The 14,554-nt window shown below is 52.8% G+C and carries 14 protein-coding genes; 8 read left to right on the forward strand and 6 right to left on the reverse strand.

What is annotated here, in order from left to right; translation table 11 throughout:
* Positions 1-4: 4 nt before the first annotated feature.
* Positions 5-883, reverse strand: coding sequence for a DMT family transporter (locus IR195_RS04330; protein ID WP_146944646.1), 879 nt, complete (start codon positions 881-883; stop codon positions 5-7).
* A gap of 101 nt (positions 884-984) precedes the next feature.
* Here IR195_RS04330 and IR195_RS04335 point away from each other — a divergent pair, with 101 nt between their 5' ends.
* From IR195_RS04335 to IR195_RS04345, 3 genes are all read left to right on the forward strand, one after another.
* Positions 985-1,857, forward strand: a complete 873-nt coding sequence (locus IR195_RS04335; RefSeq protein WP_125745971.1) for a LysR substrate-binding domain-containing protein — start codon at positions 985-987, stop codon at positions 1,855-1,857.
* Positions 1,858-1,894: 37 nt separating this feature from the next.
* On the forward strand, positions 1,895-2,089 hold the full coding sequence (locus IR195_RS04340; protein ID WP_146944650.1) for a tautomerase family protein: 195 nt from the start codon (positions 1,895-1,897) through the stop codon (positions 2,087-2,089).
* 180 nt (positions 2,090-2,269) lie between these two features.
* Entirely contained in the window at positions 2,270-2,827 is a 558-nt protein-coding gene (locus IR195_RS04345) for a cytochrome b (protein WP_172420122.1), read from the forward strand.
* 22 nt (positions 2,828-2,849) lie between these two features.
* Here the strand turns inward: IR195_RS04345 and IR195_RS04350 are convergent, their stop codons facing one another.
* Complete coding sequence (locus tag IR195_RS04350; protein ID WP_206048843.1) at positions 2,850-4,643, reverse strand: diguanylate cyclase; 1,794 nt, start codon at positions 4,641-4,643, stop codon at positions 2,850-2,852.
* 141 nt (positions 4,644-4,784) lie between these two features.
* Positions 4,785-5,651 carry a LysR family transcriptional regulator ArgP gene (locus tag IR195_RS04355; RefSeq protein ID WP_206048844.1) on the reverse strand — a complete coding sequence of 289 codons (867 nt, stop codon included), beginning with the start codon at positions 5,649-5,651 and terminating at the stop codon, positions 4,785-4,787.
* A gap of 172 nt (positions 5,652-5,823) precedes the next feature.
* Here IR195_RS04355 and IR195_RS04360 point away from each other — a divergent pair, with 172 nt between their 5' ends.
* The 4 genes from IR195_RS04360 to IR195_RS04375 all read left to right on the forward strand — a co-directional run bounded on the left by IR195_RS04360 (position 5,824) and on the right by IR195_RS04375 (position 10,794).
* Positions 5,824-7,104 carry an imelysin family protein gene (locus tag IR195_RS04360; RefSeq protein ID WP_146944654.1) on the forward strand — a complete coding sequence of 427 codons (1,281 nt, stop codon included), beginning with the start codon at positions 5,824-5,826 and terminating at the stop codon, positions 7,102-7,104.
* A gap of 77 nt (positions 7,105-7,181) precedes the next feature.
* The gene (locus IR195_RS04365) at positions 7,182-8,621 is read left to right on the forward strand and encodes a di-heme oxidoreductase family protein (RefSeq protein WP_206048845.1); all 1,440 of its coding nucleotides are present in this window, start codon (positions 7,182-7,184) and stop codon (positions 8,619-8,621) included.
* Positions 8,622-8,670: 49 nt separating this feature from the next.
* Positions 8,671-9,702: an imelysin family protein gene (locus tag IR195_RS04370; protein ID WP_206048846.1), complete on the forward strand. Its 1,032-nt coding sequence runs from the start codon at positions 8,671-8,673 to the stop codon at positions 9,700-9,702.
* Positions 9,703-9,705: 3 nt separating this feature from the next.
* Positions 9,706-10,794, forward strand: coding sequence for a DUF1513 domain-containing protein (locus tag IR195_RS04375; protein WP_206048847.1), 1,089 nt, complete (start codon positions 9,706-9,708; stop codon positions 10,792-10,794).
* 7 nt (positions 10,795-10,801) lie between these two features.
* Here IR195_RS04375 and IR195_RS04380 read toward each other — a convergent pair whose 3' ends face one another.
* Both IR195_RS04380 and IR195_RS04385 read right to left on the reverse strand, forming a co-directional pair.
* Positions 10,802-11,605, reverse strand: a complete 804-nt coding sequence (locus IR195_RS04380; RefSeq protein WP_206048848.1) for a metal ABC transporter permease — start codon at positions 11,603-11,605, stop codon at positions 10,802-10,804.
* Positions 11,595-12,335 carry a metal ABC transporter ATP-binding protein gene (locus IR195_RS04385; protein ID WP_206048849.1) on the reverse strand — a complete coding sequence of 247 codons (741 nt, stop codon included), beginning with the start codon at positions 12,333-12,335 and terminating at the stop codon, positions 11,595-11,597. Before IR195_RS04385 ends, IR195_RS04380 begins: the two co-directional genes overlap by 11 nt.
* Positions 12,336-12,513: 178 nt before the next feature.
* Here IR195_RS04385 and IR195_RS04390 point away from each other — a divergent pair, with 178 nt between their 5' ends.
* The gene (locus IR195_RS04390) at positions 12,514-13,587 is read left to right on the forward strand and encodes a zinc ABC transporter substrate-binding protein (protein WP_206048850.1); all 1,074 of its coding nucleotides are present in this window, start codon (positions 12,514-12,516) and stop codon (positions 13,585-13,587) included.
* A 98-nt stretch (positions 13,588-13,685) separates the two neighbouring features.
* Here the strand turns inward: IR195_RS04390 and IR195_RS04395 are convergent, their stop codons facing one another.
* A complete protein-coding gene (locus IR195_RS04395) occupies positions 13,686-14,453 on the reverse strand; it encodes an ABC transporter ATP-binding protein (RefSeq protein ID WP_206048851.1) in 768 nt (255 codons plus the stop codon).
* Positions 14,454-14,554: the final 101 nt, after the last annotated feature.

A 14,554-nucleotide genomic window follows, 5' to 3' on the forward strand; every position in this document is an offset into this window, starting at 1 on the left:
TGCTTTAGCGGCTCGCTTTTAAACAGCCTACGACGACCAATAAGGCGGCCGTTGGCAGTCGCCAGTCAAACACGCTGACGCCTGCCAGCACCAGTAGCAGTGCCGCTAGAATGGGTACGCCATAGGCAAGGCTGCCTACCAGGCTGGCTTGGCCAAACCGTAGCGCTTTATCCCAGGCCACCATCGCAATACCGTACGGCCCAAGTCCCAACGCGATGCCCGCCAACAGAGTCTCACCCTGCGGCATTATGAAGGTGCCTTCCATTATCAAGCTGGCGCAGGTTGCAACAGCGCAGGCAATCATTAATAGCCTCGGGAGCAATGGCGTCAGTGGCACAGGAGCTACTTGCCCGAGCCAGGAGTAGAGCGCCCAGCAACAAGCCGCCAGTAGCGCTAACCCGTACCCTGAAGCAGCCCCACCAAAGCTGCCACTTAAGGCTTGCGGTAGTAACAAAATAGCAGCGCCTGAAAAAGCAATTAGCGCGCCTGTCACGCTGGCGATATGCAGACGACCAAACCGGCTCCATTGGCTTAATAACACAAACAGCACTGGCCAGGTGTAGGTGATCAACGCGGCCTCTGCGGCAGGTGCTAGACGCATGCCAATGTAGTAACTGCTAACAGCGCCGACAATCAACAGTGGTAGGCCAAGCCATACGCTAATTTTCCAGCGCGTACGGCAAGTCGCGATGTTAACGCGACGGCTGAGTGGCAATGTTGCCAGTGCACCTGCCAGCAGCGTAAGTGCACTAAGCTGAAGCGGAGAGGTATCTTGTGCCAGTGCAGCTAACAGCGGCGCTATGCTCCATAACATCACCGCCACAAGCGCTGCGCATACGCTGTACCTGGGTGATATGACAACCGGGGAATGAACGGGCTGCATGGCATCTCTCCTTGCGTTTAACCTGAGGCACGCAGCATACTCATTAAACACTCATCACAATATCGATCTTTTATGATCATTATTATCAATAATGGTGATGTATGCGCGCGCCAACGTTTGACTTAACGCTGCTTCGTACGCTGGTTACTATTGCCGATACAGGTAGCGTTACGGCAGCGGCCAAGCGTCTTGCGTACACCCAATCAACAGTGAGCATGCAGTTGCAGCGTTTAGAGATGCAGCTTGATGTGCGTTTGCATGAGCGAGCTGGGCGACAGCTACGTTTTACCCCTGAAGGAGATCGTTTGCTGGCTCACGCGCGCCGCCTCTTGGCACTCAATGATGACGCCTGGAGCGATATGCAGGCGCGCCAGATAACGGGTGATTTAACGCTGGGCATTCCTGAAGACTATGCGTCGCTATTGCCGTCGGTATTTGCGTACTTTCACCAGCTGTATCCTGCGGTGGGACTAACCGTAAAGTGTGGTACCAGTGCTCACTTGGTCGAACAGGTTAAAGCAGCGGAGTTGGACTTGGCGCTAGTGACTCGCCAACGAAACTCACCAGGAGGCGATGTGATTCGCCGTGAGCCGCTAATATGGGCGGTCGGGGTAAATCAGCAGCCTTCGCTAAGTGACCCTATTCCGCTGGCACTTTATTCGCCAGGCGCTGATGTTTTTCGCGAGGTTGCCGAGCAGGCGTTACAGGCGGCTGGGCGTGATTGGCGCGTTGCGTATACTAGCCAGTCAATGGCGGGGCTTGCCCCTATCGTAACAGCGGGGTTAGCCGTTGTTGTGGTAACGCGTAGTATGTTAACCCCATCGTTGCGCCCGCTGGATGACAGCAGTGGCCTTCCTGCCTTGCCAGTGATTGAGCTAGCGCTCCATCGTGCCCCACACCGCCCGTCTGAACCTGCGCGGCGTTTAGGAGAATTGATTCGCGAACAGCTAGCGGCACCTAGTGAAGCGTTATAAGGTGTCGTTTTAATGTGTTCTTTGATAGGAAGTTAAGATGCCTATAGTCACTATCCAGCAATTCCCCCGTGATCTTGCCCAAAAGCGAGAGTTGGCAAAGCGCATTACTGACGCTTTCAGCGATGTGTATGGTAGCGATCCGGCGAGCGTGCAGGTGTTTTTTCAAGAAGTAACCCAGGAAAATTGGTCCAAAGGCGGCCAAATGGGAGTTGACCGCGATACTGCTCAATGAGAGAGCTAATTTAGGATTCTCTGATTAGCGTGATGAGCATAGGCCAGATAAAACAAAATCAATGAAAAAAAGACCGGGCTCGCGTTCGAGTTTGCGAGTCGTAAATGAGCATTATTTTTTCTAATGCAAGCTGACTGAGCTAAGCTAACTACCATGAGGCGCATGAGCCGGGAGTTCTGAATGCACGAGTTAGATCACTACATTTATCCGCATCGAGTATTGCACTGGCTAGTGGCAGTCGCTGTGTTGCTGTCATTGGCAAGTGGCCTAACGCTGGGCTTCCTGGGGTATGAACGCACCGTTGATTTGCTGGGGAATACGCTTACCAACGTACTCTATACCAGCCATAAGACCTTAGGTGTGACGATACTATTGCTAATGACGCTGAGGATTATTACGCGGCTAGCTTTTGTTGTGCCCGACCACGAGCCGCCACTCAATGCTTTCGAGCGAATTATCAGTACTAGCGTGCATCACTTGCTTTATGCGGGATTGGTGGTTATGCCACTGCTGGGTTGGGCAGCCACTGCTACCGGTGGCTTTCCTGTTGAGTTCTTCCAATGGCATTTGCCGGGAATCTTGGGCAAGAACGAAGCGCTTTCGCAAACGCTGTTTGTTTGGCATGAGCGTTTAGGCTGGGCGTTAGTCGTGCTTATTACGCTGCATATTGCGGGTGCTTTATTTCATTGGCGAATCAAGCGCGATAACGTTATGAAACGTATGAGCTTGTTTGACTGATAGCGCTTACTATCCGTTAATATCACGCTGAACCATAACCATAGCAACGGGTGGTTTGGCGTGACTTAACGGCGTACATCTGGCTATCCGCTTCACGAAGCATGCTGGCTAACGTATCGCTATCTGCATGGCTGGTACAAATACCGATGCTGACGCCGACGCTAACTAATGTGCCATCAGGTAGCTTGATAGGCGAGCGAACGGTCTGTTCGATACGGTTACGCATCTCCTCTAACGTCGCCTGATCAGTTATCCCCTCTAGTAAGAGAATAAACTCATCGCCGCCAAAGCGCGCGCAATGATCACTCCCACGTGCCACGTGCACGAGACGCTTGGCAACTTGCTGAAGCACGAAGTCGCCTACCTCATGGCCATACTGGTCGTTAATTGGTTTGAAGCAGTCAAGGTCACACATGACTAGCGCTAAGGGGGTATGCGTTTGTTTGCAATGTTGAAGAGCCGCTTCTGCGCAGCGTGCCAGCCCATTGCGGTTAAGCAAGCCGGTAAGGGTGTCGTGGTTGGCCAGCTTCTCTAGCGCCTGGGTGCGGGCTGCTACTTTTGCTTCTAGAATAGCCTCCTGCTTTTTAAGCATTGCGACGGTTTCTGCCTGGGCGCGCTCTTTTTGCCATTTTAATTTGTTAAAACGTGCGGCCAGTGCGAAAGATAGCAGCAACATCTCAATGGCTGAGCCAATTTGTATTCCGTGAAGAGTGAGGAAGTTGGCGGGCAGAATACTAAGGTTTCGAAGTGCAAAGACGCTAGCCCCTAGTAAAAAGACTGACCAGGCGAGCGCAAAAATACGCGCGCTGGGCACGCAGCGCCAACTGCAATAAATACCGCACACGAGCATTAATAATGAGGTAGCAAATCCCGTTATATCCATTAAGCGCAGGGCGGGTTGAATTGGCAAAAATATCACTGCTACTAGCGCTACATAGCAGTAGCTGCGAAACAGCGTGATGATTTGATGCCAGCGCGGGCAGTAGATGGCTGTGTTAAGAAAGCTTTGAGTAAATAGGGCTCCCATCGCAGAAGCAAACGTAAAACCAATTGCTACCAGGCGTGGAGTGTTGTCGCCTAGGAAACTCCAAAACATCAGCGTACCCAGGCCATTGAACGTCAAAGATGCCGTCGTAAAACCGAAGGCAAATAGAGCGTAGTAGAGAAATACGTGCTCTTTTAGCACAAAAAATAGCAGCAGATTGTAAACGCTTAATGTTAGCAATATGCCGAAGTAAGTCGCCAGCCAGAAGTTATGCTGGTCATTCTGAGCATAAAACGCCTCTGGCGTCATTAAGCTATAGCTCAGGAATTTACTACCAGCAGCTTTTACTTGGGTATAGATCGTCACTGTTTCCCCGCCGTCCAGCATTAGCGGAAAAACGGCTTGTCGGTGGGCGATTGATCGCTCGTCAACTGGAACGGCGATTCCGCTGTACTGAACATCACTAGCGTGTTCCCTCAGCGTATACAGGGTGACATGGTCTAAAAATGGGTATTCGAATTTAACCATCCAAGTAGCCGGGAGGGGCGATGCATTATGAATTTGCGTTGTTAGCCAAACATCGCTTTGTGTGTAGCCGAAATGTAGATCAGAGGCGTGATGGGCCGGCGTAAATGCAGGAGATAATGCTAAAACATCGCGTAGGTTTAGCGATTCTGATGTACTCCAGTAACCGCTTACTTCATTTAAATCGTAACGCGCCTGCTCGGGCGAGGCGACGAGGGTAGCTGCCATGCTTGCTTGTGAATGCCAGCTAATAATAAGCACTAACAAGCCAGCCGGAAGGCGCTTTAACCAACGGTAAGCATCCATAAATATCGCTATTTTGGTTATTTTTACGTTGGGTTTTATCGCTTCTAGGTCTTAGTGCCTAGGTTCCCTTGCCTGCCTTGGGCACGTTTTGCTCCTAGTGAGAGTGTAGACCTCTTTCAACGCGAGAGGTCGACAATGGGTCTAAAGCATGAGGCAGTTCAGACTTTTGGTTAGTTGCTGGATTAGTTGTCCACTATGGCGCCAAAAATGCCAATAGAGTGGCACTGTCAGTGAGTGGCCGGGGGCGATGCTGACTAGTTGGCCTTTTTGCAGTTGGTCTAGTGCCTGCAGTTGTGGAACCATTCCGTAGCCAATGCCTGCGGCGGCGAGACGCACAAACCCTTCTGATGAAGGGCACAGGTGGTAGGGGAAATGGCCGTGATAACCGCACTGGGCAAGGAATTGATGCTGAAGCTGGTCATGAGGGCCGAATACAATCACCGGGGCTTGCTGGAAGGCTTCTGCGGAAAGGCCTTCAGGAAAATAGCGTTGCACGTAGGCGGGTGATGCTAGCGGGAGATAACGCATCTCACCTACTTTAATACACCGTGCACCCGCGATGGGTGTTGGCGTAGAGCAAAGACAGGCTGCGACATCGCCATCCCGCAGACGGTTAAGCCCAACGTCCTGATCCTCAATAACTAAGTCGAGCAATACGCCTTCGGTTTGACAGATATCTGCCACTGCGGCTGCCCACCACGTCACCACGCTGTCAGCGTTGATTGCGATTCTTAGTCGGGTCGTTGCGTTATCTAGCGTAGGTAGTGTCTGCTGTAAGTCACGTTCTAACAACTGTACTTGCTGGTAGTGGGTGAGCAGCCGCTGACCAGCCGGTGTAGGTGAAAGCTTGGGGTGACGCATTAGCACAGGCTGGCCTAGGCGTACTTCCAGTGCTTTTATACGTTGAGAGATGGCTGATTGAGAAAGCCCTAATGTATCGCCTGCTCGTTCAAAACCACCGCACTCCACTACTGTGGCCAGGGCATGGAGAAGTTTGTAATCCAACATGGCCGTCTTCCCAGTTTAAGAAAGTAATGACGTTATGCAAAAGGCGCGTATTTAACAAATAAAAGCGCCATATCCTACTTAGGTGAGATTGAATGTCATAAGTAAATGAATTACATTAATCTGCAGGGAAACGACACTAACCTCTTAATGCCATCGCTTAAAGGACACTGTAATGCCTTTCAACATGCTCCGTCGCCCTCTTGCAGGTATTGTTGCGCTTAGCGCGCTGATGCCTTTTGCCGTTTCCGCTGACGATGCCGTTAGCGCCGATGCTGTGGTCCATCACTATGCTGACTTGGCGCATGCCAATTACGCCGATGCGCTCAATGCCGCCGAGGTGTTGAACGAGCGTATCGACGAATTGCTGGCCAACCCCACTGCTGAGGCCCTGAACGCCGCGAAGCAAGCCTGGTTGCAAGCACGGGTGTCGTATCAGCAAAGCGAAGTTTTTCGTTTTGGCAATGTGGTGGTGGATGACTGGGAAGGGCAGCTGAACGCTTGGCCTCTGGATGAAGGCATGATTGATTATGTCGAAAGCGATGGCTACCAGCATGAGTTGGGTAATGAAGGGGCCACTGCTAATGTCATTGCCAACGAACGTATCACGATAGGGGGGGAAGCCCTGGATGTCAGTGATATTACGCCGGAGCTCTTAGCCGATCTTAACGAAGTAGGTGGCTCAGAAGCCAACGTCGCCAGCGGCTACCACGCTATCGAGTTTCTGCTCTGGGGGCAGGACCTTAATGGTTTCGAAGCAGGCAGTGGTGAACGTCCGGTGAGCGACTTCCAAACTGGCGATGACTGTACCCATGGTAACTGCGATCGCCGCCGAGCGTACCTGGATGCAGTGTCGGACCTGTTAGTCAGCGATCTTGAGTGGATGGTGGCTCAGTGGTCACCGGAAGTTGAAGACAACTACCGTCAGGAACTACTGGCTGAAAGCGATCAAGAAGGCCTGCGCCGTATGCTATTTGGTATGGGGTCGCTATCGTTGGGCGAGCTAGCAGGAGAGCGCTTGAAAGTTGCGCTTGAAGCCAACTCTTTTGAGGATGAGCACGACTGCTTTAGCGATAATACTCATAACTCCCATTACTATAATGGCCAGGGGATTCAGAATATTTACACGGGCAGCTATCAGCGATTGGATGGCAGTATCGTAGAGGGCCCGTCATTGGAAAACTTGTTGTCGCAGCAAAATGAAGCACTTGCTGATAGCCTGAGTGACCAACTTGAGGCAACCATGGCCAAGCTTGATGCTATCAAGCAAGCGGCTGAAGCGGAAAGCTCGCCGATGGCGTTTGATATGATGATTGCACCCGGCAACGAGCAAGGGAGTAAGTTGATCAACGACGCCATTTTCGCCCTGGTAGCGCAAACGGCATCCCTTGAAGAAGCCGCCGGTGAGCTGGGGGTTACCTCTTTACAGCCGGATGATGCAGGCCATCGCTTCTAAATCATTAGTGTGATTTTATGAGCCGTCCGGCAGCTTGGCTGTCGGACGGCTTTTGTCGTTTGTCTCAAGGTATACTTATGTGCCACTTCTCTCGCTTTTTTGCCTTCAGGCGACTCGCTCAGTGCAGCCTTTTCTTAATACTGTTGGCGGCCTCTTTGGTAGTGGCCTCTCTGCAGGCGGCTGAATCTCCCGCCATTCAATCGTCGCCGATGAGTGGTGGCGATGGGGCAGTGGAACAATTTGATCACAACGCTTATTCATTACCGCTACGTAACATGTCGATGACCAAGCGGCTTGACTTCAGCGTCGGCAATAGCTTTTTCCGCAACCCCTGGGTGGTCGCACCTGCCAGCACTGAAGCCCGTGATGGCCTGGGCCCGTTGTTTAATACCAATAGCTGCCAAGGCTGTCATCTCAAGGATGGGCGTGGCCATCCGCCGATGGGAGATGAAACCCCCATTGCGTTGTTCCTGCGTCTTTCGCTGCCTTCCGATCAGGCGGAGCCGGAAACTCTAGAGCAACGGGGCGCGCTGCCGGTACCCAACTACGGCTTGCAGCTACAAACCTCCGCGATTCCTGGCGTGCAACCGGAGGGCAAACTGATCATTGAGTACCGTCCGCGGGAGGTGAGCTTCGCCGACGGCCATCGCGTTACCTTGCAGGAGCCGCTTTACTCAATTGCCGAACCTGCCTACGGTGAGCTACCAAATACGCTGCTGACGTCGCCACGGTTGGCGCCACCAATGATTGGTTTGGGCCTGCTGGAAGCGATTCCTGAAGCAGACCTGATGGCGGCTGCCGACCCCAACGATATCGATGGCGATGGCATTTCTGGGCGCTATAACCAAGTCTGGGATGTGCGCAGTGGCACCACGGTGATGGGGCGCTTTGGTTGGAAAGCGGGTGAGCCCAGCATTGAACAGCAGAGCATGCACGCCTTCGCCGGCGATATGGGGCTAACGTCTCGCTTAGCGCCGCAAACGGATTGCATGGAGAGTCAGGGGTGCGATGCCTTTGCTGATGGTGGAACGCCTGAAGTCAGCGATGAAATTGCAGACTTCATCACCTTCTATGCCTCTAGCCTAGCGGTACCGATGCGCCGCAACATGGATGATCCTGAGGTGATACAGGGGGCCGAGACATTTAACGCACTGGGCTGCGCAAGCTGCCATACCCCCCGCCATCGCACTGCCTCGGATGCACCTCGGGCGGCGTTAGCGAATCAAGAAATATGGCCTTATAGCGATCTGCTGCTCCACGATATGGGCGAAGCTTTGGCCGACCATCGTAGTGAATTCCAAGCGGATGGGCGCGAATGGCGCACCCCACCGTTGTGGGGGATTGGCTTAGCACAAACGGTGAATCCTCGGGCTGGCTTTCTCCACGATGGCCGTGCTCGTACGCTGGAGGAGGCGGTGCTGTGGCATGGTGGCGAAGCAGAAGCGGTCACTGAAGCCTATCGACATCTACCCGCTGACCAGCGCGCGGAACTTATTCGCTTTCTTGAGTCTTTATGAGCTTTGCAACGCTTCTGTTACGGCTGTCGTCTATTCGTAAGGAGTTAATGTGATTTCTTCTCTTCGTCGTTTGGGGGTAGCCGTTGCGTTTTTAGCGGCTCCCTTTTCTGCACTGGGTTCCGCTGATACGGATACCAATACACCACGTGATATCTGGCATGGCGCGATAGCGCAGCAGTATGCCGAACTCAGTCATGCCTCTGAGCGCCTTGAGGCTAGTGCAACGCGTTTTTGCCAAGCTCCCGATGAATCGCTCAAGCAGCGGCTTGAAAGCGACTGGCTGGGGGCTTATCAAGCTTGGCAGGCGGTGCGCTTTGTCCAGTTTGGGCCCATTGAGCAGAATAGCCGTGGCTGGCAACTTCAGTTCTGGCCAGACCGCAAAAACCTCGTAGGTAGCAAGGTAGAAGGATGGTTGAGAGCGGACACCACGCCAACGGCCGAAGATATTGCTAGCGATAGCGTCGCGATTCAGGGATTTCCGGCTATTGAGTACTTGCTATATGACGATGCTATGAGTGACCGGCCACTTGGTGAACCGGCTATGTGCGGCTTGTTGCAGGCTATCTCTACTCATCTCGTAGACACGAGTAGCGCACTGGAGCGCGACTGGCAGGCCTTTGGTATGCACTATCGTGATACCCCGCGTTACACCGAAACCACACTGGCTAACGCCATTCAAGCAATCGAAACCCTAGAGCAGAAACGTCTTGGTGAGCCAATGGGGCTACAAGGGGCGCCTGCTAATCGTTATTTAGCGGAAGCTTGGCGTAGCGGTAACTCCATTCGTTTGGTGGAAAGTACGCTTGAAGGGCTGCGCACAGGTTTTCTTCCAGGGCTCTCGACGTTGCTGCGCGAAGCCGATGCAGTGCCACTCGCCGAGACATTTCGTGATCAATTGGACAAGACGTTAGCCAAGGCGAGTGATCTGCCTTCGGGGCTGACAACGTCACTGGACGATCAAGCCTTTCGTGACCTGCAGTCGCTTTACCTCAATATTGGTCAGTTGAACTATCTGCTAGGAACCGAAATTGCGGCCGAGCTTGGCCTAGTGCGTGGCTTTAATTCTAGCGATGGAGATTGAGCGATGCAGCGACGGCAGGTGCTGAAAGCTGGGCTAGGAAGCGTCTTAATGGCATTAACACCACTGAGCTGGGCGGTGCCGGGGCGCGAAAATGCTGACTGGCTGTTTAGCGCGGTTGATGATCTTGATGGGAAGCACTACATCGCTGGAGTGGCACTGGATGGCAAAAGCCGCTTTATGATTGAAGTGCCCGAGCGCTGTCACGGGGGCTGCCTACGTCCTAGCTCCCACCAGGCAGTACTTTTTGCCCGCCGCCCCGGCACTCGAATGCATGTGATCGATGGGGCTAATCGGCGCTTAGCTCATACCATTTCAGCGGGAGAAGGTTACCATTTCTATGGACATGGGGTTTTCGACCTGAACGGGCGCTATCTGTATGTCACCGCCAATCGTTTGTCGGACAGCGCCGGGCTAGTGCGCGTTTACGATGCTGCCAACGACTACGCTCATGTGCGCGATATGTCGCTGGATGGTATCGGACCCCATGAGCTTCGGCTGATGCCGGATGGCGACACTCTGGTGATTGGTTTGGGCGGAATCCAGACTCATCCAGACTACGGCCGGGTAAAGCTCAATCTGGACACCATGGCCCCGGCGCTGATGCTTATGAATCGCCACAGTGGCGAAGTAGTCGCCCGCCATGCCCCTTCGCACCACCAGCTTAGCTGCCGCCATCTAGACGTGGCAGCGGACGGCACGGTGATCGCCGGATACCAATTTGAAGGCCCTGAGTGGGAATCCTATCCGCTGATTTGTCGTCTGGATGCTGCCGGAGACTTCTCAGAGCTGGCGCTGCCCGATGAGGTCACCACCAGCCTCCGGCACTACACCGCTAGCGTCGCGTTTAGCCGTGTTTCAGCAACTGTTCTGGTGACCGCTCCTCGCGGTAATCGGGTGCTGCTGCTAGATGCTGAACAGGGCCGCTTGAACGCTAACCTGGAGCTACCCGACGCTGCCGGTGCCCGCTGTGATGGGAGTGGCGGCTTTCTGGTCTCCTCCGGCCAGGGCGGACTCTACCGTGTAACCCCTGACACGGCAGTGCCCGAGTTGCTCGCCAGCCAGGAATTCCGCTGGGATAACCATTTGACCTGACAGATACCTAACGCTGGCCTAAATAGCGAAAAGTATTTATCCCTAGAGTTGAAAGCGCGAAAAAGCCAGCGGCCAAGGTAACAATCGTCGGCCCCGTGGGGGTATCAAAATAGTAAGCGGCCCTGAGTCCCAACGTAACCGCCAATGTCGCAATACACATAGCTACTAGTGCCATCATTTCAGGCGTTCTGGAGAAAGGCCTTGCCGTTGCAGCAGGAATAATCAGTAAGGCTGCAATTAGCAATGCACCGACCACCTTGAGTGCTACAGCCACGACCAGGGCAAGAGAAAGAGTTAAGACCAATTGCTCGCGGCGGGGCTGAATGCCATTGGCGTAGGCAAGTTCATCGCTCAGTGTAGCAGTCAGAAGTGCCGACCAACGCCAGAAGAGTAACGCCAATATCAGTAATGCGCCGCCACCGATGATCCACAGGTCATTCTGGCCAACGGCCAGGATATCGCCGAATAAATATGCCGTCAGATCAATCCGGACTCCCGAAATAAATGAAACAGCGACCAGGCCGATCGCCAAGGCCGAGTGAGCCATAACGCCGAGTAGCGTATCCATGGCATAACCGCGCCCGCTGAGTAGCGTTACGCAAGCGGCCATAGTGAGGGCAACGGTTAATACGCCTGCAAAAATAGAGAGATTGAACATTAAAGCCAGCGCAACGCCAAGGATAGCGGCATGAGATGTCGCATCACCAAAGTAAGCCATGCGTCGCCAAACCACAAAGCAGCCAAGCGGTGCCGCAGCAAGGGCAACGAATATCCCAGCAATAGTCGCGCGCCACATGAAGTCATCCAACATGGGCTGCCTCCTCATGGTGATGACGATAAAAAGCAAGCATCTGTGCTGTCTGTTCACCAAATAACGCTTGATAGTCTGGGGAGGACGCAACACGTTCTGGTTTGCCCTCGCAACAGATGTGGCCGTTTAAGCACAGCACATGGTCGGCGGTACGCATGACGACATGAAGGTCATGGCTGACCATTAATACGGCACAGCGGTAGTGCTGGCGAACCTCTTCAATTTTTTTATAAAAATTCGCAATGCCTCGATAATCCAACCCTTGTGTTGCCTCGTCGAGAATTAAGATGTCTGGCTTTGTGATAAGCGCCCGGGCCAGCAGTACCCGTTGGAGTTGGCCGCCTGACAGGTGGCTCATGGCGGAATTCTCCAATGCCTCGACCCCCGCGTTTGCTAATGTTTGCTGCACATCGCGGCGGGCATGGCGGTGAGGAAGGTTAATAAAGCGTGAGACCGTCATCGGTAGCGTTGAGTCTAAATGGAGTCGTTGGGGCACATAACCGATAGACAACTTCTCGTCGATGGCCACATAGCCTGATGTTGGCTTAATAGCCCCAACTAATGTTTTAACTAACGTTGATTTTCCTGAGCCATTTGGGCCAATCAGCGTGACAATCTCTTTACGGTGCAATGTCAGATTAATATCTCTCAAAATATGCTGGCCACTGATCAGAACATTGATTTGTTTGGCGCGCAGGAGAGGGGCATTACCGGGTGTGAATTGAGACATCAGCTTGCAGCCTCTCGGTTAATTGCTATTCTGATTCGAGTTGTTATGTTATATCATATATTAAAAATAAGGACTAATGCTTCTGTGGCTATCAACGCTTTCTAACTAGGTCGTATGGCTTCCTAAATAGAACTTATGAAAGAGGGGGCATTATGGTTTTGATAATTTGGAGAACATCATGAAGTACAGACTTTTACGTTACACCCTGCCGGTATTAGCGAGCTTTCCATTGTCAGCCTTGGCCGCCGTTCCCCGTGTGGCGGTAGACATTCCGCCGGTCCATTCGCTAGTGGCCAAAGTTATGGGGGATCTCGGGACTCCCGACCTTTTCATTCAGCCTGGTGCATCACCCCACGGCTACTCACTGAGGCCTTCGGAAGCCAAAGTGTTAAATGATGCTGATGTGGTCATATGGGTAAGTAATGATCTAACGCCTTGGTTATCGGCTCCGATCGCCAATTTGGCAAACGACGCCGAGCATCTGGAACTAATGGGCGTACCCGGCATTAATACGTTTGCATATCGTGAAGGCGCGACGTTTGATCTGGGTGACCACGACCACGACCACGACCACGACCACGACCACGACCACGACCACGACCACGACCACGACCACGACCACGACCACGACCACGACCACGACCACGACCACGACCACGACCACGACCACGACCACGACCACGACCACGACCACGACCACGACCACGACCACGGCCACGACCATCATCACGATGGGCAAGATCCACATGGTTGGCTGGATCCTGGTAATGCGCGGCGCTGGCTCGATGCCATTGCCCAGCAACTTAGCGAAATCGATCCTGACAATGCCGCCCACTATCGTGCTAATGCGGCACAAGGCCAGCAAGAAATTGAAGCACTTGAGCAAGATTTAAAGGAACGCTTAGCCAATAGCGAGCAGACTCGCTTTATCGTATTTCACGATGCCTATCAGTATTTTGAAAAAGCGTTGGGTGTCACTGCGGCGGGTGCTATTTCTATCGGTGATGCATCCTCACCCAGCCCGAGACGTATTGAAACTATCCAGCAGTTAGTTGATGCAGAAGGCGTTACGTGTGTATTCAGCGAACCGCAATTTAATCCGCAAATCGTTGATACTGTCTTTGGCGATACGGATGTTTATATTGGTGTAATGGACCCTCTAGGCGTTGGCTTAACACTAGGTGCAGGGCTTTACGACGCATTACTTAACCAAATGGCTGATGAAATACAACACTGTACCGACACGATGTGAGTCAGTCTGGAAAGCCGGTATCAAGAAGGAGTAATTAAATAGGCGCGCTAATGTGGACAGTGATCTCGTCTGGCATTAGCGCGTCGGTATGTCTTCACTCATTGGGCTACAGCAATATTGTGCTCCCCATTGGGGTGTTTCATCACCTGCATGGGTAGGCCATAAATCGCTTCTAAGGTGCAGCAACTCATCAAATCATCCGGGCTGCCATGGGCCAGCAAACGACCGCTATGCAGTGCCATCAGTTCATCACAGTAGCGTGATGCCATATTGATATCGTGCAATACAATAATGACGCCAAGGTTCAGCTCATCGCATAGCTTGCGAACCAGCGCTAGCACTTCAATTTGGTGAGCAATATCCAGTGCTGCTAGTGGCTCATCGAGCAGCAAGAAACGACTTCCCTGGGCGAGTAGCATAGCCAACCATACTCGCTGACGCTCGCCGCCGGAGAGTGTATCGACTAAGCGGTCGGCAAAGGCCTCTGTGTGGGTAAGGGCGATGGCGCGATTAATGGCGTCTTTGTCTTTCTGGTTATGGCGACCGAGCAGGCCGTGCCAAGGGTAGCGACCAAAAGCCACCAGCTCGCGCCCAGTCAGGCTTTCAGCACTGGGTAAATGCTGGGGCAGATAAGCTACCTGACGAGCGAACTCGCGATTTCCCCAGTCACGCAGTGGACGCTGGTCAAAGTGAATCTCGCCTTGGCTGGTGGGTTGCTGCTGGGCCATCAGCTTAATCAGCGTCGACTTTCCCGAGCCATTGTGGCCAATCAAGCCGTAAACTTTGCCCTCATGAAAGCTGTGGTCAATGGGATTTAGAATCTGCTTACCATTGATTTCAAAGGTAGCGCCTTTGACCTCGAACATGAATGACTCCTGGCGATAGGGTTAATAATAATGGCTCTATTCTAGTGCTAATGGTTCTCATTTTTAACAAAAAAATTAAAAGATTTCTGTTGTTGGGCTTA

Source organism: Vreelandella venusta, assembly GCF_015689495.1.
Lineage (GTDB): Bacteria > Pseudomonadota > Gammaproteobacteria > Pseudomonadales > Halomonadaceae > Vreelandella > Vreelandella venusta.

What these genes read in the sequence shown, in the direction of transcription:
- IR195_RS04365 (WP_206048845.1), top strand. Translation starts at nt 7,182, where the DNA reads ATGTGCCACTTCTCTCGCTTTTTTGCCTTCAGGCGACTCGCTCAGTGC.
- IR195_RS04375 (WP_206048847.1), top strand. Translation starts at nt 9,706, where the DNA reads ATGCAGCGACGGCAGGTGCTGAAAGCTGGGCTAGGAAGCGTCTTAATG.
- IR195_RS04330 (WP_146944646.1), bottom strand. Translation starts at nt 883, where the DNA reads ATGCAGCCCGTTCATTCCCCGGTTGTCATATCACCCAGGTACAGCGTA.
- IR195_RS04385 (WP_206048849.1), bottom strand. Translation starts at nt 12,335, where the DNA reads ATGTCTCAATTCACACCCGGTAATGCCCCTCTCCTGCGCGCCAAACAA.
- IR195_RS04345 (WP_172420122.1), top strand. Translation starts at nt 2,270, where the DNA reads ATGCACGAGTTAGATCACTACATTTATCCGCATCGAGTATTGCACTGG.
- IR195_RS04360 (WP_146944654.1), top strand. Translation starts at nt 5,824, where the DNA reads ATGCCTTTCAACATGCTCCGTCGCCCTCTTGCAGGTATTGTTGCGCTT.
- IR195_RS04350 (WP_206048843.1), bottom strand. Translation starts at nt 4,643, where the DNA reads ATGGATGCTTACCGTTGGTTAAAGCGCCTTCCGGCTGGCTTGTTAGTG.
- IR195_RS04335 (WP_125745971.1), top strand. Translation starts at nt 985, where the DNA reads ATGCGCGCGCCAACGTTTGACTTAACGCTGCTTCGTACGCTGGTTACT.
- IR195_RS04395 (WP_206048851.1), bottom strand. Translation starts at nt 14,453, where the DNA reads ATGTTCGAGGTCAAAGGCGCTACCTTTGAAATCAATGGTAAGCAGATT.
- IR195_RS04390 (WP_206048850.1), top strand. Translation starts at nt 12,514, where the DNA reads ATGAAGTACAGACTTTTACGTTACACCCTGCCGGTATTAGCGAGCTTT.
- IR195_RS04355 (WP_206048844.1), bottom strand. Translation starts at nt 5,651, where the DNA reads ATGTTGGATTACAAACTTCTCCATGCCCTGGCCACAGTAGTGGAGTGC.
- IR195_RS04340 (WP_146944650.1), top strand. Translation starts at nt 1,895, where the DNA reads ATGCCTATAGTCACTATCCAGCAATTCCCCCGTGATCTTGCCCAAAAG.
- IR195_RS04380 (WP_206048848.1), bottom strand. Translation starts at nt 11,605, where the DNA reads ATGTTGGATGACTTCATGTGGCGCGCGACTATTGCTGGGATATTCGTT.